Here is a 20,640-nt window from a genome sequence, read left to right as displayed (position 1 = left end):
TCAATCCCCCACTGTATATTCTAAAAAGTCGGTCGCAACTAAACTCGATGGAAAATCCGATACGACTTCTCGTTCAAACTCTTCTTCTCGTCCGACGTAGCGAGCGGAGATGTGCGTGACGATCAGCTTGCCGACGGAACACGCTTTCGCGAGCGCTGTCGCTTCACGTGTCGTCGAGTGCCCGTATTTGCGTGCGAGCGCCTGTTCATTTTCCATAAATGTCGCCTCATGAACGAGAAGGTCCGCACCTTCCGCTAAGATTCGAGCGTTCTCACAAGGGGTCGTATCACCGAGAATTGCAACGACTTTACCCGGAATCGGTTCAGTGACATATTCTTTAGAATCATACCATTTTCCTTCATATTCAAACCGTTCTTCTTCTTTGATTGTTTTATAGATGGGTCCACTCGGGATTCCAAGCTCCCTCACCTTGTCAACGCGTAACGTTCCACGTTTTTCTGGACCGTTGATGCGAAAACCGTAAGATGGGAAACGATGCTCTAATTTTCTCACAGTGACGAGATGACCGTCTTGTTTTAATGTATCTCCATCCGTGAACTCGACAACGTTCAACTCATAACCGAGATGAGAACCCGTGATACGAAATGTCGCTTCAAGCCATTTTTTCAATCCTTTCGGCCCATAAACAGTCACAGTGTCCGTTCCATCTAGGGCAGAGCGAGTCGATAAGAATCCAGGTAAGCCGAAAACATGGTCTCCGTGGAGATGGGTCACCCATACCGCCGTCACTTTCCTCGGTTTGGTCTTCGTGTAGAGCATTTGATGTTGTGTCCCTTCACCACAGTCAATCAACCAGGTGACTTTCGGTAAATCGATCGCGAGTCCCGACACATTGCGCTGTTTCGATGGCATTCCTGAACCAGTTCCTAAAAACTGTAACTTCATAAATATTTTAGTCCTTTCTCCAAGCCGTTCCATGCTATAATAAAGTAATCGCTGAAAAGGATGTGATTTGTGATGACCAAGGCAGAACAAACCGAATCGATCTATGAAACGATTCGAGAACGTGCAGCTTTGATGAATCGCTTGCACCAAAAAGAACAAGGCACCTCTATCCGCATTCACGACATAGCGATCGAACTTCATTGCACAGACGAATTGATTTTAGAATCATTGGAGTTCGCAGCATAACGAGTACGAACACATACGAAGAGCCGACGAATGGTCGGCTCTTTTTTTATTGCTCGGTTGATGCGACTTCTTCGACGATTGTCACGACATATTCGATAAGTTTGTACAACTCTTCGAGCGGCATCCGTTCGTTCGTCGTATGAATCTCTTCATATCCGACCGCTAAGTTGACCGTTGGGATTCCGCCACCCGCAATCACGTTGGCATCCGATCCGCCACCTGAATGTAAGATACGTGTCGGGCGTCCGATTGCTTGAGCCGCGCGTTTCGCGACTTCAACGACCTCGTCGCCTTCTTCAAACTTGAATCCAGGATACATGATATGGATGTCGACCTCAGCACGAGCACCAAACGACTCAGCGACTTCAATGTAGGCCTGCTTCATCGTTTCTGCCTGCTTCTCCATCTTCTCGTGGATGAGCGAGCGTGCCTCTGCGAGTACTTCGACGTAGTCACACACGATGTTTGTCGCGCGTCCGCCTTCGAAGCGCCCGATATTCGCAGTCGTCTCTTCATCGATTCGGCCGAGAGGCATCTTCGCGATGGCTTTAGCTGCGATTTGAATCGCCGAGATGCCTTTCTCTGGCGCGACACCCGCATGAGCCGTTTTTCCGTAAATCTTCGCGTTTACTTTCGCTTGTGTCGGTGCCGCAACGATGATGTCACCGACCGGTCCATCCGAGTCAAGCGCAAAGCCGAACTTCGCATCGATCTTCGACAAGTCCAACACTTTCGCACCGACGAGACCTGATTCTTCTCCGACCGTAATCACGAATTGGATTTGGCCATGTGGAATCTGTTTTTCTTTCAACACACGAACGAGTTCAATCATTGCCGTGAGTCCCGTCTTATCATCTGCTCCGAGAATGGTCGTGCCATCTGTGACGACATACCCATCTTTAATACTCGTCTTGATTCCTTTACCTGGTGTCACAGTGTCCATGTGAGCCGTGAAGTAAATCGGATCGATATTTTCTTTCGTTGCAGGCAACGTGATGATCAAGTTGTTACCAGAGTGCGCCGTCTTCGTTGATGCGTCATCCTCATAGACGTCGCAACCAAGCTCAGTGAAGACACCTTTCAAGTGTTCACAGATGACCGCTTCTTCCTTCGTTTCTGAATCGATGCCGACCAACCCTAAGAAAGTGTCGAGCACACGTGTCTCGTTTACCATAAACAACATCCCTCCATCCAAACATTTCTTGACCATTATAACAAACTCCCTTAGATTGCACGAATCTTTTCCATTCTGTACAATGATGGCAAACACGTTTCTGGAGGCAAGCCATGAAGAAAAAACAGAAAAAACGACAACGCATCATTCAAATCGGCGTCGTCGTCATCGTCTCAATCTTTTTGATCAGCACGTTTCTCTCGAGCATGACCATGTTCTTTTAAGAGCAGGATATATCGCTCTTTTAAGATCAAGTAACTTTTCACATCAGATAAAATATTCAATAAGGATGAGCGTACCTCAAATTCCTCACGAGTCGTGGGGAGAGGTACGTTTTTTCGATAGTGCTCAATTATCTCTTCAAGTTCTTGCAGGAAGACCGAGGCGTCCGCCTGTTCGTTCACGTGGTCTCCGACCCGACGCAAAAACGTCGCAACTGGTTTCGCTTCATTGACGACCATCGTGATCTCTCTTGCGTTATCGGCGACACGCTTCAAAATATCATATTGTCGCTCACGCATCCGGAAGTATAGATAATCCATGTCTTCGTTACGCTTCCCAATCGAGTTACCCATACGTCGAAGGGATAAGTCCTTCCCTTCCTTCAGATAGTCTCGCGTCTTGATGAGCATCATCGAATGATTGTTATACACACCGGTCTCGACACACGCCGCCACATCGTAAAACAGTACCGCGAGCGAGCGGTCGATACTATCTTTGATGCGCTCGATTTCACGGTCGAGCGTCGGCATATACATGTTGACGACGAGCCCGACACCAACACCGATGACAATCAATAAGAGCTCGTTAATGAACAGCTCTACTGAAAATTGTGCTTCGGTATAAAGATGCGTCAAGATGACAACACTCGTGATCAATCCGTCCTGCAGTTTCAATTGTTGTACGAGCGGAATGAAGATGACAAAATAAAGAGTGAGTGTCACTGGCGAATAACCAAGTAAGGTGAACATCGCCGCGCCCATTCCGATAGCGAGGAGACTCGCCATGACGCGCTCATAGGATGCTCGAATCGATTTTTTTCGTGTTTCTTGAATACTCAAGATGGCAATAATGGCTGCGAATACAAAATAATCAAGATGGATCGTCTCGGAAATGAGCATCGCGATACCCGCTGCGACCGCGGTCTTCAACGTCCGCGTTCCAATTTTCATATTCATTTCCCCCTTCTTCATCAAATTGTTGACTAAATTAACTCGTTTGGCAATTCAAAAGTTTGGAAGTGATCTAATTGAAACGAAAGAAAAAACGTACAATATGGCCGATGGTCGCGACACTAAGTATCGCAGTCGCCGCATTTTTATGGATTCAATCCGGACATGAAGACATGTATACCGTCGAGACCATGACGAATGGCGATCGCGTCACGCGGTCATTCGAATCTCTCGATGAAGCGAAACGATACATGACTTCTGGTAAGAACCGCACCCTGTTCTCTCCTTCCGGTGAAGTCCTCGATTTCACGGGTACCGGGATCGTCGTCACCCCAAGTGATGCAATCACAAATTTATATGAAGATGAGGCGTTTAAAAAGCGACAATCATATGTCGCCGGCGGTACACGACTTCAGTTAATCGAACGAGGAAACGGTCATTTAAAAGTTCGCATCTCAGGAGCTGACGTCTATGTCAAACCGGATCAGATGGCGTTATTCCCTGAAGCAGTCGTGGAAAGAAGGGGATATTATGAAATCCGGGATGGTGATGTCTACCATTCGGTCGAAGCGAACGGTCATCTCGCCGGCAAGTTCCTCGTCGGACCAACGAAAAAGCGCTCGGATGATCGTTACTATACGGAACGCGTCCAAGACGTCTTCGACTCTCCTTATCAATTTGCATCGATTCGTTCGTCCTCTCCGTATACCACGAAAGAGTTTGATCAATATTTACGGTCCATCGATTCTCCGCTCGCAGGGGAAGGAAAGGCCTTTAAACGGGCAGAGGATACGTACGGAATCAATGCTCTGTTCTTACTTGCGGTTGCCGGGCATGAGTCAAGATTTGGAACGTCCGACATCGCACGGGAAAAGCGAAACCTATTTGGATTCCGGGCGACGGACGACAACCCGAGTGAGAATGCCACAATGTTTAAAACAATCGATGCAAGCGTTCAGGCTGCTGCAGAACTGTTTGCGACTAAATATGTCAAAGGTCCATACGCTCGCGGAGATTACCCCGGTAACAAACAGGAAGGCATCAATATCTTCTATGCTTCGGACCCATACTGGGGCGAGAAGGTCGCCGGTACGATGTATACGATTGATCGTGAGCTCGGTTTGAAACAGTTGAAGCAAATCCAATGAATAGTAGCCCGGCTCATATGAGTCGGGCTACTTGACGCTTCGTTCGATTATAACGTGTTTTCCACCTCTTGCTCGTACAATTCGATGAGTCGATTGTTGTCGAGCACTTGCTCACTTGACGCTTCGTACCGTTCTGTGACGAGCGGAATCAAATCTTCCCATACGACCCATTTGACGTATTGATCGCGATAATAATCATGATTGAGCTCATACACGCTCATCTCTTTTGCCTCGGCATATCGTCTTTGTGACTCGACTACCGTCGCATCCGGTCCTTTTTCAATCCATTCATCGACTTCGTCACCCGTTACTACGATGCCATAGTCACTTTTCGCATGGTCCAACCATGCACGTTCAAAATCAGCTTGGTCTTTAGCGCGGATTAGAAGTTGCTTCACATCGATGGTTTCATCAAACATCTTCATCTCCACGTACATCCGTTCTGCCAACTTTCGTTCGAAATCGTTATTGATTCGAGGAGCCACATCGTTTTGAAACGCAGCAAGCATCTCCTTCAGTTCTTCGACCGTCGACTCAGGATAAACCTTCGTTTCCGTTTGGGTGAACATCTCATTTTCGACCTGTTCAGACATTTTCTTTGAATCAGACCGATCGATGAGTACAAACATCCCGACAATGATAAGAATGAATAGGGTCAATCCTGTAATGCGCTTCATATTCCATCATCTCCTATTGTAGATACACGTCATGGTTTTGAATATCAATCGTTACATCTTGTGTATACGTCTCGAGTTAAAAGAATGTTTCAACATCGAATGACACTTTGTAGAAGGAGTTTTACATCATTAGACGAATATGTAAAATGAACGATCATTCATTTTTGAGGGGGAAACAGGATGAAAACGATTTGGATTACCGGGGGATCATCTGGCATGGGGAAAGCCATGGCATTAAAATTTAAACAGGAAGGGTGGAACGTCGCCATCAGTGGTCGAAACGAGGAACGGCTGCAAGAAGCGATGAGCGAATTGAATGCAATCAATGCGGGTCAGGCGATGAGTGTGCAACATGACGTTCGTGACTATGAAGGATGCGCTCAAGCACTCGCTGACATCGTATCCGCCTACGGTCCGGTCCACGCACTCGTCAACAATGCTGCTGGAAACTTTGTGTGTCCGACCCTTGATTTATCTCCAAACGGTTGGGCGAGTGTCATCGACATCGTCTTGAACGGGACATTCAACTGCACCCACGTTCTCGGGAAACATTGGGAAGCAGAAGAACTCCGTGGCGGGTCAATCATCAACATGGTCGCCTCGTATGCGTGGCAGGCCGGCCCTGGTGTCGCACCGAGTGCTGCAGCGAAAGCGGGGGTCTTGAACTTGACACGAACGCTCGCAGTCGAATGGGGTTATCAGTTCGGCGCTCGCGTCAACGCGATCAGTCCGGGACCGATTGAACGGACAGGCGGCGCTGAAAAGCTCGTCTCCCACGTGAAAGAAGTGGAGCGCATTCGCCGTAACGTCCCACTCGGACGGTTTGGAACACCGGAAGAGATTGCGGACTTGGCTTACTGGATGGCATCAGACGAGATGCGCTATTTAAACGGGGATTGCATCTCTCTTGACGGTGGTCATTGGCTCAATAAACATCCGTTCTAAGCAAAAGGACGACCGAATATACTCGGTCGTCTTTTTCATGTATCGATCCCGTCCCATTCTGCATGAAACTGTTCTAGGAACTGCTGCATGAAAGTATGGCGTGACATCGCCAAGCGTTTGGCTTTTTCCGTATGCATATTTCCCGCCAATTTCAACAACTTATCTTGAAAATGTTGAATGGCACTCGTCTCTGCCAAATCAAGCGGCGTACCGAGAGAACCTGCATATTGGAATGTCCTCGCAATTCCGATAGCACCAATCGCATCAAGACGGTCGGCGTCTTGCAAGATTTCGCTTTCCCGGGTCGTCGGCGTCTTTCCTTTTGAGAAGGAGACCTCATCAATCACCGCCATCACTAAATTCGCTTGCTCCTCAGTGATATCAATTGAGGACAGATGCTGTTTGACGAGACCCTTCGGACGACCGAGCTTATGATCTTCCACGTCGTGTAGATATGCCGCTAGGAGAAGAACTGTCCGATTGACCGGTTCATTCTCCATTAAACGCTCCACCATTCGAACGACACGCTCAACGTGAGCAACATCATGACCTGAAGAGTCATTTTCATGAATCGTTTCGATGAACTGCTTCGTCTCCTGAATCACATTCATGATTAAATCTCGATGGTCGTATTCGGTTCAATCAAGAGACCGCGACGGTGCAGTTGGTCACAAAACGCCTGAGCATCCTGTTTAATCGGCGGAAACGTATCAAAGTGGATCGGGACGACACGTTTCGCTTGTAGCCACTGTGCCGCATCTAATGCGTCTATAGGTCCCATTGTGAAATTGTCCCCGATCGGAAGGAAGGCGACATCGATTTCAAAACGTTCACCATACATCTTCATATCTGAGAAGAGACTCGTGTCTCCTGCGTGATAAAGCGTCAACCCATTCGTTTCAATGATGAATCCAGCTGGCATCCCCATGTAGACCGGCGTGTCTCCCATATCCAAACTTGAACTGTGGAAGGCTTGCGTCATCGTGACGTGGCCGAACGGGAAATCGTGTCCGCCGCCGATATTCATACCGTGTACAGAATACCCTTTCTTCTCATAGTAGCTCGCAAGCTCATGCGTCGCCACAATCGTCGCACCCGTCTCTTTCGCAATCAATTCGACATCTTCGATATGATCAAAATGAGCATGCGTGAGCAACAAATAATCGGGCCGCAGTGTAGAAGGGTCTACTTCGGTATGAGGATTACTCGTCAAGAATGGGTCAATCAACACGTTCACACCATCTACCTCAAATCCTACTGTCGCATGTCCATAATACGTGATTTTCATGTGCATTCATCCTTCCCTCGTGAGATCAGATTACAACACTTTCTCCAAGAAGCGTTTTGCCCGGTCTGTTTGCGGGTTTAACAACAGGTCAGCCGGCTTGCCCTCTTCCATGAGGATCCCTTCGTCGAGGAAGAGCACGCGGTCCGCCACTTCACGAGCGAAGCCCATTTCATGTGTGACGACGACCATCGTCATTCCCGTCTCAACCAAGCCTTTCATGACATCGAGTACTTCGTTAACCATTTCCGGGTCAAGTGCTGACGTCGGTTCATCGAACAACATGACGTTCGGTTCCATCGCCAAGGCACGAGCAATCGCGACACGTTGTTTTTGTCCACCTGAAAGTTGGCTCGGATAGGCATCGATTTTCTCAGAAAGTCCGACGCGTTCAAGTAATTTTTTCGCACGTTCGAGTGCTTCAGCTTTACTCACCTTCAACACATTGACCGGCGCATACGTCAAATTATCCAATACGCTCATATGTGGGAACAGGTTGAATTGTTGAAACACCATCCCGATATTTTGACGAGCCTTGGCGACGTTCGCACCTTTTTTCGTTAGCTCGAACCCGTCGACACTGACCGTCCCGCTCGTTGGAATCTCAAGCATGTTCAAGCAACGTAGAAATGTCGATTTACCAGACCCGGACGGTCCGATGACAGCGACCACTTCACCACGTTCGATCGTCGTCGTGATTCCTTTCAATACTTCTAAGTCACCAAATTGTTTGTATAGGTCTTTTACCTCGATCATCTTCCATCACTCTTTCTTAACCGTTTTTCAAGACGTTGTCCAAGATACGTCAAGATCATCACTATTGTAAAGTATATCACACCGGCAAATAGAAGCGGTTCGAAGTAGATTGCCTTCTGCCCACCGACGATTTGTGCGCGGCGCATGATGTCAAGCACTCCGACCGTCGAGACGAGGGCAGACTCTTTCGTCAACGTGATCATCTCGTTCACTAAAGCAGGCAAGATATTCTTGAATGCCTGCGGCAAGATGATGGAACGTAATTGTTTCACATAAGGGACACCGAGGGCATCCGATGCTTCCCATTGACCTTTGTCGACTGCTTGGATACCGGCACGGATGATTTCTGAAATATACGCCCCCGAGTTCAGTGAGAAGGCGATAACCGCCGACTGATAAGGTGTCGTGATATAGCCGGTCAGTTGCGGCAATCCGAAGTGGATGATGGCGAGTTGTAAGATGAGCGGTGTTCCACGAAACACGGCCGTATAAGCATGACCGAGGAAGTTAATCAAGCGGTTCGGCACAATCTTCAACGTAGCAACAACAATCCCAAGCGTGATCCCGATCAATGCCGAGACGATGACGACTTGGAACATGACTGGAATCCCTTCGAGTATGTAAGGGATAGAATCATAAATCCGACTAAAATCCATTGTAAGTTCCTCCTAAAAAAGGCTGACCGAGTTCTCTTCAGTCAGCCCCGTACGATTCATTATTCGGCTGGTGCAGCCTCTTCTTCAAACCATTTTTGTGCTAACTCGTCAATGTCTCCATTGTCGATCATCTTCTTCAACTCTTCATTGAATTGATCACGGAGCTCATCGTCTTTACGGAATGCAGCAGCAGAACCCGCTTCTTCTTCGTCCACGATTTCAAATGTTGTCAACTCACTGTCTTGATCGAGGTATTTCTTCGCGACCGTGTCTTCAATGACCATCGCGTCAATACGTCCCGTCTTGATTTCTTGAATAATCTCAGGAATCTTGTTCAACGATACGATTTCTGCGTCTTGAATCTGGTCTTGTGCGATTCCTTCTTGAATCGAACCGAGTTGGACACCAATCTTTTTGCCTTTCAAGTCTTCAAGAGATTGAAGTGAGTCATCTTTCGATAAGATTAAGTTCACCGCAGTGAAATAAATATCCGAGAAATCAGCATTCTCTTTACGCTCTTCAGTCGGTGTCATCCCAGCCATGACGAAATCGACACGCCCTGCATTGAGTGCTCCAAGTAAACTACCAAAATCCATATCTTCAATTTTCAATTCATATCCCATGTTTTCCGCCACTTTTTTGGCGATATCGATATCAAATCCAACGATGTCGTCGCCATTCGCCGTATCGACGAACTCATATGGGAAGTAATCGGCACTCGTTCCCATGACAATGACTTTGTCATCTTCCCCATCGGTCGATGACGATCCTCCTTCGTTCTCGTCTGTCCCACATGCGACCGAAAACGCGGCTAGTCCTGCTAAACATAATGCTAGAAAACCTTTTTTCATCTCCATCTTCCTTTCGTAGTTAAATGACAATTATCAGAACTTTAAAAAAATTATGACATATGTGTCATTGCAGCTCAACTGTTTAATGACACATCAGTTGTCCAACTTGTATCTTCAACCACTATATACACATAATTATTAATTGTAAAGTATATTCATGCATTTCATTTTTAAAAAAAGAAGGTCACATCCGCTCGAAAGCGAAATATGTGACCGTTCCATTGTCGCGAGACCCGTATGGTTGAACCTGTTTAACAGAAGACATAGGGATGGCACTATACACGTGCGGATAGCGCTCCCCGTCTTCATCTAGTTCATAATGTAACAGCTGTCCTAGTCGGTTAACGTGGAGCGAGACGAGCACGACCGACTCTCCAAAAAAAGATTGTTTTACCACTTTTCCTATTTGCTGCGGTGTACAACATTTGATTGTCCCTTCGGATTGAAGTGATGGTTCATTGATTTCACCGCGTGACAGGGCAATCATATATTCTGCCTCCGTCATGATTTTGATGACTGGTTCCATATGCATTGCCCCTTTTTGCAAAAACGCAAAGGCAGGGCCTTTGCGCCGATGTGTGATTATGAAAAATAGATGTCAAACAATGTTTGCAACTGATCGACGAGTTCTTCAGCAGTAGCTGACTCGATTTCACTGCGTTCTACCATCGTCACGATGTTTCCATCTTCAAGAAGAGCAATTGACGGTGAAGACGGTGCATATCCTTCAAAATACTCTCGTGCACGGTCAGTCGCTTCACGGTCTTGACCGGCAAACACAGTAACGAAGTGGTCAGGTTTTACACCTTCCATCTTGTTTACATACGCAGCGGCCGGACGCGCGATGCCGCCTGCACAGCCACATACCGAGTTGACGAGGACGAGTGTCTTCCCTTCTTTTTTGAGTGCCCCGTCTACCTCTTCCGGTGTCGTGAGCTCTGTGTATCCTGCAGCACGTACTTCGTTACGCGCTTGTTCGACTACATCTTGAAAATATAATTGAAAATCCATGTTGTTTCCCCTTTCGACATTCGTCTATACTCTCCTATTTTACGTCTTGTTCCACCTCGAGGACAAGTCTATCGCTCAATTCTCGTTCTAAGAACGGATCGGCATGTATCATTTGCTTGAAGGCGAGATAACGCGCTTTCGTTTCAGCGGTTGCCACGCGGTTCGTCAAATAGGCACGAATCATAATATTTTTTGGTGTGTGTTCGAGATCGATAAATTCGAGCAGTTGTGCATCATACCCGACAAGTCCAAGCAGTTCTGCCCGAATCGAATCTGTCGCGAGGGAGGCGAAACGTTCCTTGATCAGTCCATGTTGGAGCATCACGTCCAAGTTCGGTGCTTGGATTTGACGATTCAATTCTTTTTGGCAACACGGGACGCTTAAGATGACGTTTGCGCCCCAACGGACGGCACGTGCCAATGCCATATCGGTCGCCACGTCACATGCATGGAGCGTCACGACCATATCGACGGCCGTCTCCCCTTCATATTCATTAATGTCCCCGACTAAAAACTCCAGCCGTTCATAGCCAAGATCCTTCGCAATGGATGCACACTCTTCGATGACTTCTTTCTTCAAATCGAGTCCCGTGATGTGGACGTCATACCCTTTCATCTCATGTAAGAAGTGATAGAGCGCGAACGTCAAATACGATTTGCCCGAACCGAAATCGAGAATACGGACAGTGCGATCCGTAGGTAAATGTTTGAGTGAATCCTCGATGAACTCGAGGAAGCGGTTGATTTGTTTGAATTTGTCGTACTTTTGTCGTTTCACTTTCCCGTCTGTAGATTGAATTCCTAGGCGAATCAAGAATGGGACCGGTTCGTCAAGTGGCAGCACGTACTGTTTTTCTCGATTATGGCTCAATTGAACTTCTTTTTGAGCCGTATGTTTCTCTTTCAATGTCACTTTGAACTTTTTCGATAACTGGAACTGAAGATCAGATTCTTTTAATTGAAACTGACCTTGTCTGAACGTTTCGAGGAGCTCGATTATTTCCGATACGGCCTCGTCTGGTGTCAAATTTTTATGATTCATCACACGCTCATACTGATACTCGAACTGGATATGATATGCATTCCGAATCAGGACCGGTTTCAATTTGACCCGTCTTAAATCACTTGATTTTTGGCGGGGTTGACTGATGGTCGCTGACACGAGATGATTTGATTGAATAACGTCTTCGAGACGTTCTAATAATGCTGTATATTCCAATGGATTCAATCCTTTTTAAGAAATTTTGAAACATATCGTTTCACCTGTCCGTACATACTATTACACGAAGACGGCGTTACGTCAAAGGAGGACACACATATGTTTAAAAAGATTTTATCTTCAATCGGAATCGGTGCCGCAAAAGTTGATACGCGCCTGAATGAAAGCCACTGTACGCCCGGCGGGGAACTGAACGGGGTCGTCCATATCGAAGGCGGTTCTGTCGAACAATCGGTTGATAGTATCTATCTGTTCTTCAACACGTTATATAAACATGAAGTGAACGACAAAATCACACACTCGACGTTTACGATTGAAAAGATTTTATTGAATGAGGCGCCGTTTATGATTGGACCAAGGGAAGTGAAAGAAATCCAATTCACAGTCAACGTCCCGTTCAACACACCTCTTTCTGTCAGCCAATCGAAATCATGGATTGAGACGGGGCTAGATATCGCCCAAGCCGTAGACCCGAAAGATGAAGATGCGATCACCGTGCAACCGAACGCCGCCCAACAAGTCATTTTAGATGCGATGGACGAGCTCGGTTTCCGCCTGAAGAAAGCCGATACAGAGATGCTTCCGGCACGCCACCGGTCCGGTCGCCTTCCGATTGCACAAGAACTCGAGTATTCAGCGAACGGTTCGCGTTTCGGTCGCCAGTTAGATGAGGTCGAAGTCGTGATGTTACAGAACGAGGACACGATTGAACTTCTCATTCAAGTCGACCGCAGTGTCCACGATCTCGGAAGTCTCTTTGCCGACTTGACGGGTTCAGACGAATCGACTCATCGTGTGCGCTACGACGTCGCACGTTTATCATTAGCTAAAGTTCGTCGTGACATCGAAACGATGATCGAACAATCGATTTAAGGAACTAGCCGACACGTCATTCATAGGAATGGCGTGTTTTTTTAGTGGGACGTTGAGTTCTTACATCCAATATCTTACAATCGTTATAAGGAGTCAAATTTTCAGGAGGTGACTACATCTTGTTCGCTTTAATAATGATCGGGAGTTTCGGCCTTGCGCCATTTGCCTTACCCATTCTAGAGACTAGTTTTACTGATTCACTCGCCTATTTCACGCTTGGTGGGCTCGAGGTGTTGATCGGTTTGATTGCAATGGGTTTAATGCGTAATCCGTCGACAAATGCCTTATCATTCCTGAAGTTCGTACCTTATCTTGTACTCTTCCTCCATTTCCCGGCCTCTCTCTGCCTGCTTTGGGTTTCCTCAGTCAGACACGATGGGATTCCCGGGTTTGCAATAAACTATATATTCGTATATTGGGTGCTCCTTCTCATTTTCGTTCTGATTACCAGATTAACGTACCGTGTCCATCAACGACGATTTCAGTAGGCGCTTGATTAGAAAGGATGATTCAACGTTGCATTTACTTCAGTTACTAAAAGACCGAGCAATCCCGCTTACACTATTCGCGACGCTTGGCCTATTCAGTCTCGTGTTTGCATTTTCACTCTATAAATCCAAACCACGACTCTCCAAAGGACTCGTCACAATGGGCATGTCCTTGTCGTTCCTTCTCCTATTGATCTCAGCCGTCAGTTTCTTTTTCACGCTATTCATTGGCTATAACTCATAAAAAATGGAGGCACTCGATCGAGAGCGCCTCCATTTTTTCAATATACGGTATATGTGTTCGGGTCAATCGACTCGAGCGATTGTTTGATTGCTTGCAAGAACTGACCTGCGACGAGACCGTCAAGGACGCGATGGTCGACCGACATGCAAAGGTTGACCATATCGCGTGCCGCAAACATTCCATTCATCCATACCGGACGCTTCACGATCGACTCGACCGATAGGATGGCAGCTTGTGGGTAATTCAAAATCGGTGCCGACTGAATTGAGCCGAACGCACCTGTGTTGTTGATCGTGAACGTCCCGCCACGCATCTCTTCTGCCTTCAAACGGTTCTCACGCGCTCGCGTTGCCACGTCTTGAAGTGCAACAGCAAGTCCTTTGATGTTCTTCTCATCCGCTTGACGAATGACCGGTACATAAAGGGCGTCGTTTGCCGCGACAGCCACAGAAAGATGGATGTCTTGGTGAACTTTGATATGATCGCCCGCCCACTCTGAGTTCATCATCGGATATTTCTTCAATGCCTCGATCGCCGCTTTCATGAAGAACGGCATGAATGTCAATTTGACACCTTCCCGTTTCATGAACTCGTCTTTCAGTTTTGCCCGGGCGTCGACGAGATTCGTCACGTCGACTTCAATCATGAGCCATGCGTGCGGGGCCTCGTGTTTTGAGCGGACCATATTGTTCGCAATCGCTTGACGTACACCTGCTGTCGGAATGGATTCATAGCGTCCAGAAGAAGTGGATGTCGATGCGACCGGTTGCGACGGCTCGACGACAGGACGTGGTGCCTCAGTCGGAACGTCCATCTTCGTCTGTACCATCGTCTCTTGAACGGGTGCCTGCGTCGCTTGATCTGGAGTCGAAGGGCGGCCATCCGAAAGGTAACGTAAAATATCTTTACGGGTAATACGTCCACCTAGACCGCTCCCACTTAAGTCATTCAAGTCAATGTCGTTCTCATTGGCGAGTCGGATGACTGCAGGAGAGAAACGCCCGTTGCCACTTTGTTTTTTCGGAGCGACAGCGACTGCTTGCTTCGCCACGGGTTCTGCAGGAGTCGTTTCTGCGATCGGTTCGGTCTTCGTCTCAACCGCTGATTCCTCGGCACTTTCGACTTCCATCGTCAGTACCGGTGTCCCGACGCTGACCGTCTCCCCTTCTGGAATGAGGAATTCTTTGATGGTTCCCGCACTAGTCGCCGGAATTTCAGCAGTGACTTTATCCGTCATGACCTCAGCGAGTGGCTCGTATTCTTCCACACGGTCGCCCGGTTTGACGAGATAAGTCGTAATCGTTCCTTCTGTCACACTCTCCCCGAGTTGGGGCATTGTAATCGTTTGTTCCATGGAGAAGCCTCCTTAAAACGCCGCGAGCTGGCGTGCCCGCTCGGCAATTTTTTCTGGGGATACGATAAAGAATTTTTCCATCGGTGGTGCGTACGGCATAGCTGGAACATCAGGCCCCGCTAAGCGTTCAATCGGTGCATCGAGTTCGAAAAGCGCTTTCTCTGCAATAATCGCCGCGACTTCTCCAATGATGCTTCCTTCTTTGTTGTCCTCTGTCACGAGTAGCACTTTACCAGTCTTCTTGACCGACTCAATGATGGCTTCTTGGTCGAGTGGGTAGACAGTACGAAGATCGAGAATGTGCGTGCTAATCCCTTCCTCTTCGAGCGTTTTCGCTGCCTCTTGTGCCATGTGTACACAGAGACCGTATGTGATGATTGTGATGTCATCGCCTTCACGTTTGACTGCCGCCTTACCGATTTCGACCGTATATTCGTCCGTCGGCAAATCTGCCTTCAAAAGACGATAGGCACGCTTATGTTCAAAGAAGAGCACCGGGTCGTTTGAACGAATCGCCTCTTTCAATAATCCTTTCGCATCGACCGGGTCTGATGGAATGACGACTTTAAGACCTGGCGTCGAACTAAACATCGCCTCGACCGATTGCGAATGATAGAGGGCCCCGTGGATTCCTCCACCAAAAGGCGCACGGATGACCATCGGACATGTCCAATCGTTATTCGAGCGGTAACGAATTTTCGCAGCTTCCGATACGATTTGGTTCACTGCTGGCATGATGAAGTCTGCGAATTGCATTTCTGCGATCGGTCGCATCCCATACATCGCAGCTCCGACACCGACACCAGCAATCGCACTCTCGGCGAGCGGTGCATCGATGACACGACCTTCCCCGTACTTCTCAATCAACCCTTGTGTGGCACGGAATACCCCGCCGCGAACGCCGACGTCTTCTCCGACGACGAAGACGTTTTCGTCGCGCTCCATTTCCTCATGAATCGCTTCGTTGATCGCTTCGATAAACGTTTTCATCATTTTTCCTCCTCGTAGACGTAATCCATTGCAGATTCAGGCGCAGCGTACGGTGCCTTATCCGCATACGTCGTCGCTTCGTTCACTTCTAAATCAATCTTCTCGTCAATTTCCGAGAGCGCATCGGACGTAGCGACCTCCTCGTTAATGAGGCGTTGACGGAACAGTTTTATGCCGTCCCGTTCTTTCAATCCAGCCAATTCTTCCGCTGAGCGGTAGGCCTTGTCATCGTCATCTGATGAGTGAGGTACGAGGCGTTCCACTTCTGCTTCGATGAGTGTCGGTCCCTCTCCGCGCAGAGCACGTTCACGCGCTTCTTTCACGATCGCATAAACGGCAATCGGGTCGGTCCCGTCGACTGTCACACCTGGCATCCCGTAACCTTTCGCCCGGTCAGATACTCTTTCACATGCCAACTGCTTCGTGAGTGGAACCGAGATCGCATATTTGTTGTTCTCACAGAATAAGATGACCGGAAGCTTGTGGACACCGGCAAAGTTTGCACCTTCGTGGAAATCTCCTTGGTTGGAAGACCCTTCACCGAACGAGACGAACGTGACGAGCTCTTCTTTTTTCATCTTCGCCGCGAGTGCGATTCCGACAGCATGAGGGACTTGTGTCGTAACCGGAGATGAACCCGTCACGATGCGATGCTCTTTCGAGCCGAAGTGTCCAGGCATCTGACGACCGCCCGAGTTCGGATCTTCCGCTTTCGCGAACGCCGACAGCATCAAGTCTCTTGAAGTTTGACCGAAGTGCAGGACGACCGCCACATCACGATAGTAAGGGAGGACATAGTCGATACCTTTTTCGAGGGCGAACGCCGCCCCGACCTGGGCAGCCTCTTGACCTTGACACGAAACGACGAACGGGATTTTCCCGGCGCGGTTCAATTTCCACATCCGTTCATCGATTTTACGGGCGCGGACCATCGTTTCGTACATCGCCAATAAATCTTGTTTTGTTAAGCCGAGCTCTTCATATGAGTTTACAGTCATCTGTTCCATCCTTGTTCCTCCTTAGGCGTGAATCGGTAATCCATCGACGGCGAGCGCCGCCTCCTGGAAAGCCTCACTTAGTGCAGGGTGTGGGTGCACGAGTTGCCCCATCTCCCAAGCCGTCGCGTTCAAGACGAGTGCGAGCCCGCCTTCAGTGATGAGTTCAGTCGCTTTCGGTCCGACGATATGGACACCGAGCAGGTCATCTGTTTCTTTGTCCGAAACGAGTTTGACGAATCCGTCGGCTTGCCCTTCAATGCGCGCTTTCCCGAGACCGTTGAAGCGATACGTCCCTGTCTTCACGTCATGTCCCGCATCTTTTGCTGCTTCTTCTGTCAGACCGACCGAGGCGACTTCAGGGACACTGTATACACAGCGTGGGATGAGCATATAATCGAGTGGTGTCGGCTCAAGACCAAGAATCGTCTCGACGGCCTTCACTCCTTCTGCTGAAGCGACGTGGGCGAGTTGTAGCTTCCCGATACAGTCACCGATTGCGAAGATATGACGTTCTTTTGTCCGATATTGACTATCGACTTGGATGATTCCGTTCTCGACGACGATGGACGTATTTTGTAGCCCCAGGTCTTCTGTATTAGCGACACGACCCACTGAGACGAGGACACAGTCAACGTTCAACATGTCTTCCCCAACAGCAAGTTCCACCGCATCTTCATGAATCAATGTCCGTTCCGCATCGACTGTCACACTTTTCTTCACACGAACACCGCGCTTCTTCAATAACCGCTCCACTTCACGGGAGACCGCCTTGTCCTCGAGCGGGAGTAAACGATCGCCTACTTCAATCAACGTCACATTCACATCCAAATCGACGAGCATCGATGCCCATTCGACTCCGATCACACCACCACCGACAATCGCAATCGATTCAGGTAGTGTCTCGAAATTGAGCAAGTCGTCTGAGTTTAAAATGCGCTCGTGATCGAACGGTAACCCAGGAAGCTCACGTGGAATCGATCCTGTGGCGATAATCAATTGGTTCGGCAAGATGAGTTCCGACTCACCGCTTTCATCTTCAACCGATACGGTCCCTGGTTGTGGTGAGAAGATACTTGGTCCAAGAATGGAGGCTTTCCCCCGAAACACTTCGATCTTTCCTTGTTTCATCAAATGCTCGATTCCCTTTTCTAGGCCAGCGACGAGATCGCGCTTATACGTTTGGGCCCGTTCCATGTTGAACGTCACGTCTCCCGTTTCCACACCATACGTCGCGCTCTGTTTCGCCGTTTGATAAACGTGTGCCGCTTTTAAGAGCGCCTTCGTCGGGATGCATCCTCTATGTAAGCAGGTTCCGCCTAACTTCTTCGCCTCGACGATTGCGACAGATTTTCCTGCCTGGGCCGCTTTAATCGCGGCCACATATCCTCCTGGTCCTCCACCGATGACGACAACATCAAATTCTTGTGCCATGTGTATCCCCCTCATAAACTCGTGCGGTCTCTTCCTTCTCGATGATGCGAAGCGCACCTTCAGCCAACGCTTTTAGTTCATCTTCTCCCGGATAAATGTGTACCGGCGCGAGATAAGTGACACGCTCCTTTATCTTGTCAGTCAGCCAGTCGGAATATGCGATCCCGCCCGTCAGTAAGATGGCATCTACACGACCACATAATGTCGCCCCATGTTTAGAAATCTCTTGAGCGACGCGATAAGCCATCGTCTCATACAAAAGTCTCGCCTCATCGTCACCTGTTTCTAAGCGTTGTTCAATCTCAATCGCATCGTATGTTCCGAGGTGAGCGAACAGTCCGCCCTGACCAACAATTTTCTTCTTCATTTCCGATTCTTTATACCTGGTACTATAACATAGTTCTACTACCTGTCCAACAGGAATTGAACCGGCACGCTCTGGTGCAAGCGGACCGTCCCCGTCCAGTCCATTGTTCACATCAACGACGCGGCCGGCCGCATGTGCACCGACAGTGATTCCGCCACCGAGATGCGCAACAATGAGATTCAGCTCGTTGTAATCGCTTCCATTTTCAGATGCGAATCGCTTCGCAACGGCCTTTTGGTTAAGAGCATGGAAAATACTCCGACGATCAATCTCTGATATACCCGTCTTACGGGCCAACTCATGCATCTCATCGACGACGACTGGATCGACAATGAAACTCGGGACTCCTTCGTGCTCACCAATTTTAGAAGCAATCAATCCACCAAGGTTGGATGCGTGCATACCGAAACGACCGCTCGTCAAATCCTCACGCATGAGTTCATTGACGGTATATGTTCCCGATGTCATTGGCGCAAGTAAGCCACCACGACCGACGACCGCGGTCAAATCGTTGACCGCGATGCCAGTCTCTTCTAACAAGGCACGTACTTCTTGCTCACGATGAGGCAATTGCTCCGGAAGAGTGAGGCCGGTCACGTCAATCTCATGACGAACCGTGCGAGTCATCACTTCTTCCTTCCCATCAAACAATCCAACTTTCGTCGAGGTCGACCCTGGGTTGATTGCAAGAATTAGCCGTTTCGTCATCTTAGCGTCTCCCTAGAATGCTTTTTTCGACTTTTAGGAATTGACTGCGTGAACGCGACATCATCTGAATACGCTCTTCAGCCATCTTATCGGCCGCGACGTGTGTCGGTACACCGTCACGTTCTGCGATTTCAAAGACGCGCATCATGTTGTCATAAATGAGTTCGACTTTTTTCATCGCGCGTTCTCGGTTGTATCCTTCGAGTTCGTCGGCGACGTTGATGACACCTCCAGCGTTGATGACGAAATCTGGTGAATAGAGGATACCGTTCTCGTCGAGCACATCACCGTGACGATCTTCTGCCAATTGGTTGTTCGCAGCACCTGCGACGATTTGAGCTTTTAACTGTGGAATCGTTTGATCGTTGATGACCGCACCGAGTGCACATGGGGCAAAAATGTCACATTCGACAGAGTAAATTTCATCCGGCTTGACGACAGTCGCACCAAAGTCAGTCTCCGCACGTTTGAGTGCTTCCTCGTTAATATCTGTCACGATCAAATGCGCACCTTCTTCGTGGAGGTGGCGGCATAAATTATAGGCGACGTTTCCGACACCTTGTACAGCAACCGTCTTCCCAGCGAGCGAGTCGGTACCAAACTTCCATTTAGCAGCCGCTTTCATCCCACGATACACACCGTATGCTGTTACAGGTGAAGGGTTACCACTCGAGCCGAATGCTGGGCTAACGCCTGTTACGTAGTCTGTCTCCATATGAATGAAATCCATATCTGAAACTGTCGTGTTGACATCTTCAGCCGTGATGTAGCGTCCGCTAAGTGACTGTACGTAACGACCGAACGCACGGAAGAGCGCTTCTGACTTATCCGTCTTCGCATTTCCGATGATGACAGCTTTTCCGCCTCCAAGGTTGAGACCGGCTGCCGCATTTTTATACGTCATTCCTTTTGCAAGGCGCAAGACGTCTGTGAGTGCTTCTTGTTCTGATTCATAGTTCCACATGCGAAGTCCACCGAGCGCTGGACCGAGTGTCGTATCGTGAATCGCGATGATTGCCTTTAGTCCTGAAGTTTGGTCCTGACAAAATACGATTTGTTCATAGTCCTCAGATTGTAAAACATCAAAAATACGGAAGCGTGGTTCTGTGTTTGTTTCCATCATGGTTAATTCCTCCTGTTA

At 48.4% G+C, this 20,640-nt stretch carries 23 protein-coding genes; 5 read left to right on the top strand and 18 right to left on the bottom strand.

Translation table 11 applies throughout. The annotated features are described in order from the left end of the window. Nucleotides 1-906: a ribonuclease Z gene (gene rnz, locus KNO96_RS01030; protein WP_214701887.1), complete on the bottom strand. Its 906-nt coding sequence runs from the start codon at nucleotides 904-906 to the stop codon at nucleotides 1-3. A gap of 72 nt (nucleotides 907-978) precedes the next feature. On the opposite strand from rnz, the gene KNO96_RS01025 reads away from it, so the two are divergent. Beyond that, nucleotides 979-1,152, top strand: a complete 174-nt coding sequence (locus KNO96_RS01025) for a hypothetical protein (protein WP_167330581.1) — start codon at nucleotides 979-981, stop codon at nucleotides 1,150-1,152. Between the two features lie 46 nt (nucleotides 1,153-1,198). On the opposite strand, the gene KNO96_RS01020 is transcribed toward KNO96_RS01025, so the two are convergent. Both KNO96_RS01020 and KNO96_RS01015 read right to left on the bottom strand, forming a co-directional pair. After that, complete coding sequence (locus tag KNO96_RS01020; RefSeq protein ID WP_026825775.1) at nucleotides 1,199-2,326, bottom strand: M20/M25/M40 family metallo-hydrolase; 1,128 nt, start codon at nucleotides 2,324-2,326, stop codon at nucleotides 1,199-1,201. Between the two features lie 173 nt (nucleotides 2,327-2,499). Next, complete coding sequence (locus tag KNO96_RS01015; RefSeq protein ID WP_214701886.1) at nucleotides 2,500-3,498, bottom strand: aromatic acid exporter family protein; 999 nt, start codon at nucleotides 3,496-3,498, stop codon at nucleotides 2,500-2,502. A gap of 77 nt (nucleotides 3,499-3,575) precedes the next feature. On the opposite strand from KNO96_RS01015, the gene KNO96_RS01010 reads away from it, so the two are divergent. Further along, on the top strand, nucleotides 3,576-4,646 hold the full coding sequence (locus tag KNO96_RS01010; RefSeq protein ID WP_251125029.1) for an N-acetylglucosaminidase: 1,071 nt from the start codon (nucleotides 3,576-3,578) through the stop codon (nucleotides 4,644-4,646). Nucleotides 4,647-4,693: 47 nt separating this feature from the next. Here the strand turns inward: KNO96_RS01010 and KNO96_RS01005 are convergent, their stop codons facing one another. Beyond that, a complete protein-coding gene (locus KNO96_RS01005) occupies nucleotides 4,694-5,323 on the bottom strand; it encodes a hypothetical protein (protein WP_214701885.1) in 630 nt (209 codons plus the stop codon). Nucleotides 5,324-5,503: 180 nt separating this feature from the next. Between KNO96_RS01005 and fadH the strand changes: the two genes are divergently transcribed. Further along, nucleotides 5,504-6,268: a 2,4-dienoyl-CoA reductase gene (gene fadH, locus KNO96_RS01000; RefSeq protein ID WP_214701884.1), complete on the top strand. Its 765-nt coding sequence runs from the start codon at nucleotides 5,504-5,506 to the stop codon at nucleotides 6,266-6,268. 35 nt (nucleotides 6,269-6,303) lie between these two features. Here the strand turns inward: fadH and KNO96_RS00995 are convergent, their stop codons facing one another. The 8 genes from KNO96_RS00995 to KNO96_RS00960 form a co-directional block, all read right to left on the bottom strand. After that, nucleotides 6,304-6,879: an HD domain-containing protein gene (locus KNO96_RS00995; protein WP_214701883.1), complete on the bottom strand. Its 576-nt coding sequence runs from the start codon at nucleotides 6,877-6,879 to the stop codon at nucleotides 6,304-6,306. A 2-nt stretch (nucleotides 6,880-6,881) separates the two neighbouring features. Beyond that, on the bottom strand, nucleotides 6,882-7,556 hold the full coding sequence (locus KNO96_RS00990) for a metal-dependent hydrolase (RefSeq protein ID WP_214701882.1): 675 nt from the start codon (nucleotides 7,554-7,556) through the stop codon (nucleotides 6,882-6,884). 30 nt (nucleotides 7,557-7,586) lie between these two features. Beyond that, the gene (locus KNO96_RS00985; RefSeq protein ID WP_026825768.1) at nucleotides 7,587-8,309 is read right to left on the bottom strand and encodes an amino acid ABC transporter ATP-binding protein; all 723 of its coding nucleotides are present in this window, start codon (nucleotides 8,307-8,309) and stop codon (nucleotides 7,587-7,589) included. Continuing rightward, the gene (locus tag KNO96_RS00980; protein WP_026825767.1) at nucleotides 8,306-8,965 is read right to left on the bottom strand and encodes an amino acid ABC transporter permease; all 660 of its coding nucleotides are present in this window, start codon (nucleotides 8,963-8,965) and stop codon (nucleotides 8,306-8,308) included. Before KNO96_RS00980 ends, KNO96_RS00985 begins: the two co-directional genes overlap by 4 nt. A gap of 59 nt (nucleotides 8,966-9,024) precedes the next feature. After that, the gene (locus KNO96_RS00975; RefSeq protein WP_026825766.1) at nucleotides 9,025-9,816 is read right to left on the bottom strand and encodes a transporter substrate-binding domain-containing protein; all 792 of its coding nucleotides are present in this window, start codon (nucleotides 9,814-9,816) and stop codon (nucleotides 9,025-9,027) included. Between the two features lie 184 nt (nucleotides 9,817-10,000). Beyond that, nucleotides 10,001-10,342: a DUF952 domain-containing protein gene (locus KNO96_RS00970; protein WP_026825765.1), complete on the bottom strand. Its 342-nt coding sequence runs from the start codon at nucleotides 10,340-10,342 to the stop codon at nucleotides 10,001-10,003. Between the two features lie 56 nt (nucleotides 10,343-10,398). Next, nucleotides 10,399-10,827 carry a BrxA/BrxB family bacilliredoxin gene (locus tag KNO96_RS00965; protein ID WP_026825764.1) on the bottom strand — a complete coding sequence of 143 codons (429 nt, stop codon included), beginning with the start codon at nucleotides 10,825-10,827 and terminating at the stop codon, nucleotides 10,399-10,401. Between the two features lie 34 nt (nucleotides 10,828-10,861). Then, nucleotides 10,862-12,046, bottom strand: coding sequence for a class I SAM-dependent methyltransferase (locus KNO96_RS00960; protein WP_214701880.1), 1,185 nt, complete (start codon nucleotides 12,044-12,046; stop codon nucleotides 10,862-10,864). 99 nt (nucleotides 12,047-12,145) lie between these two features. On the opposite strand from KNO96_RS00960, the gene KNO96_RS00955 reads away from it, so the two are divergent. Both KNO96_RS00955 and KNO96_RS00950 read left to right on the top strand, forming a co-directional pair. Next, nucleotides 12,146-12,919 (top strand): sporulation protein, encoded by a 774-nt coding sequence (locus KNO96_RS00955; RefSeq protein ID WP_214701878.1) that lies wholly within the window; start codon nucleotides 12,146-12,148, stop codon nucleotides 12,917-12,919. 516 nt (nucleotides 12,920-13,435) lie between these two features. Next, nucleotides 13,436-13,651: a hypothetical protein gene (locus KNO96_RS00950; protein WP_214701877.1), complete on the top strand. Its 216-nt coding sequence runs from the start codon at nucleotides 13,436-13,438 to the stop codon at nucleotides 13,649-13,651. 37 nt (nucleotides 13,652-13,688) lie between these two features. Here the strand turns inward: KNO96_RS00950 and KNO96_RS00945 are convergent, their stop codons facing one another. From KNO96_RS00945 to KNO96_RS00920, 6 genes are read right to left on the bottom strand one after another with little or no spacing between them, the layout of a single operon-like run. Further along, on the bottom strand, nucleotides 13,689-15,005 hold the full coding sequence (locus KNO96_RS00945; protein ID WP_214701876.1) for a dihydrolipoamide acetyltransferase family protein: 1,317 nt from the start codon (nucleotides 15,003-15,005) through the stop codon (nucleotides 13,689-13,691). Nucleotides 15,006-15,017: 12 nt separating this feature from the next. Then, the gene (locus tag KNO96_RS00940) at nucleotides 15,018-15,995 is read right to left on the bottom strand and encodes an alpha-ketoacid dehydrogenase subunit beta (RefSeq protein WP_214698947.1); all 978 of its coding nucleotides are present in this window, start codon (nucleotides 15,993-15,995) and stop codon (nucleotides 15,018-15,020) included. Next, nucleotides 15,995-17,002: a thiamine pyrophosphate-dependent dehydrogenase E1 component subunit alpha gene (locus KNO96_RS00935; RefSeq protein ID WP_483297731.1), complete on the bottom strand. Its 1,008-nt coding sequence runs from the start codon at nucleotides 17,000-17,002 to the stop codon at nucleotides 15,995-15,997. Before KNO96_RS00935 ends, KNO96_RS00940 begins: the two co-directional genes overlap by 1 nt. 12 nt (nucleotides 17,003-17,014) lie before the next feature. Next, nucleotides 17,015-18,424 carry a dihydrolipoyl dehydrogenase gene (gene lpdA, locus KNO96_RS00930; RefSeq protein ID WP_214701875.1) on the bottom strand — a complete coding sequence of 470 codons (1,410 nt, stop codon included), beginning with the start codon at nucleotides 18,422-18,424 and terminating at the stop codon, nucleotides 17,015-17,017. After that, entirely contained in the window at nucleotides 18,408-19,499 is a 1,092-nt protein-coding gene (buk, locus tag KNO96_RS00925) for a butyrate kinase (RefSeq protein ID WP_214701874.1), read from the bottom strand. The genes lpdA and buk overlap by 17 nt, the downstream gene beginning before the upstream one ends. A 1-nt stretch (nucleotide 19,500) precedes the next feature. After that, the gene (locus tag KNO96_RS00920; protein WP_026825754.1) at nucleotides 19,501-20,622 is read right to left on the bottom strand and encodes a Glu/Leu/Phe/Val family dehydrogenase; all 1,122 of its coding nucleotides are present in this window, start codon (nucleotides 20,620-20,622) and stop codon (nucleotides 19,501-19,503) included. Between the last annotated feature and the right edge of the window lie 18 nt (nucleotides 20,623-20,640).

The organism is Exiguobacterium sp. s89 (assembly GCF_018617735.1).
Taxonomy (GTDB): Bacteria; Bacillota; Bacilli; order Exiguobacteriales; family Exiguobacteriaceae; genus Exiguobacterium; species Exiguobacterium marinum.
Note: the sequence above shows the minus strand (reverse complement) of the source record. Positions and strands in the feature narration are given on the sequence as shown.

Bases quoted from the DNA above. Each gene is read 5' to 3' on its own strand.
- KNO96_RS00945 (WP_214701876.1), bottom strand. From the start codon at position 15,005: ATGGAACAAACGATTACAATGCCCCAACTCGGGGAGAGTGTGACAGAA.
- KNO96_RS00940 (WP_214698947.1), bottom strand. From the start codon at position 15,995: ATGAAAACGTTTATCGAAGCGATCAACGAAGCGATTCATGAGGAAATG.
- buk (WP_214701874.1), bottom strand. From the start codon at position 19,499: ATGACGAAACGGCTAATTCTTGCAATCAACCCAGGGTCGACCTCGACG.
- KNO96_RS00970 (WP_026825765.1), bottom strand. From the start codon at position 10,342: ATGGAACCAGTCATCAAAATCATGACGGAGGCAGAATATATGATTGCC.
- KNO96_RS00920 (WP_026825754.1), bottom strand. From the start codon at position 20,622: ATGATGGAAACAAACACAGAACCACGCTTCCGTATTTTTGATGTTTTA.
- KNO96_RS01020 (WP_026825775.1), bottom strand. From the start codon at position 2,326: ATGGTAAACGAGACACGTGTGCTCGACACTTTCTTAGGGTTGGTCGGC.
- KNO96_RS00990 (WP_214701882.1), bottom strand. From the start codon at position 7,556: ATGAAAATCACGTATTATGGACATGCGACAGTAGGATTTGAGGTAGAT.
- KNO96_RS00980 (WP_026825767.1), bottom strand. From the start codon at position 8,965: ATGGATTTTAGTCGGATTTATGATTCTATCCCTTACATACTCGAAGGG.
- KNO96_RS01025 (WP_167330581.1), top strand. From the start codon at position 979: ATGACCAAGGCAGAACAAACCGAATCGATCTATGAAACGATTCGAGAA.
- KNO96_RS01005 (WP_214701885.1), bottom strand. From the start codon at position 5,323: ATGAAGCGCATTACAGGATTGACCCTATTCATTCTTATCATTGTCGGG.
- KNO96_RS00935 (WP_483297731.1), bottom strand. From the start codon at position 17,002: ATGGAACAGATGACTGTAAACTCATATGAAGAGCTCGGCTTAACAAAA.
- KNO96_RS00975 (WP_026825766.1), bottom strand. From the start codon at position 9,816: ATGAAAAAAGGTTTTCTAGCATTATGTTTAGCAGGACTAGCCGCGTTT.
- KNO96_RS00965 (WP_026825764.1), bottom strand. From the start codon at position 10,827: ATGGATTTTCAATTATATTTTCAAGATGTAGTCGAACAAGCGCGTAAC.
- KNO96_RS01015 (WP_214701886.1), bottom strand. From the start codon at position 3,498: ATGAAAATTGGAACGCGGACGTTGAAGACCGCGGTCGCAGCGGGTATC.
- rnz (WP_214701887.1), bottom strand. From the start codon at position 906: ATGAAGTTACAGTTTTTAGGAACTGGTTCAGGAATGCCATCGAAACAG.
- KNO96_RS00995 (WP_214701883.1), bottom strand. From the start codon at position 6,879: ATGAATGTGATTCAGGAGACGAAGCAGTTCATCGAAACGATTCATGAA.
- KNO96_RS00985 (WP_026825768.1), bottom strand. From the start codon at position 8,309: ATGATCGAGGTAAAAGACCTATACAAACAATTTGGTGACTTAGAAGTA.
- fadH (WP_214701884.1), top strand. From the start codon at position 5,504: ATGAAAACGATTTGGATTACCGGGGGATCATCTGGCATGGGGAAAGCC.
- lpdA (WP_214701875.1), bottom strand. From the start codon at position 18,424: ATGGCACAAGAATTTGATGTTGTCGTCATCGGTGGAGGACCAGGAGGA.
- KNO96_RS00955 (WP_214701878.1), top strand. From the start codon at position 12,146: ATGTTTAAAAAGATTTTATCTTCAATCGGAATCGGTGCCGCAAAAGTT.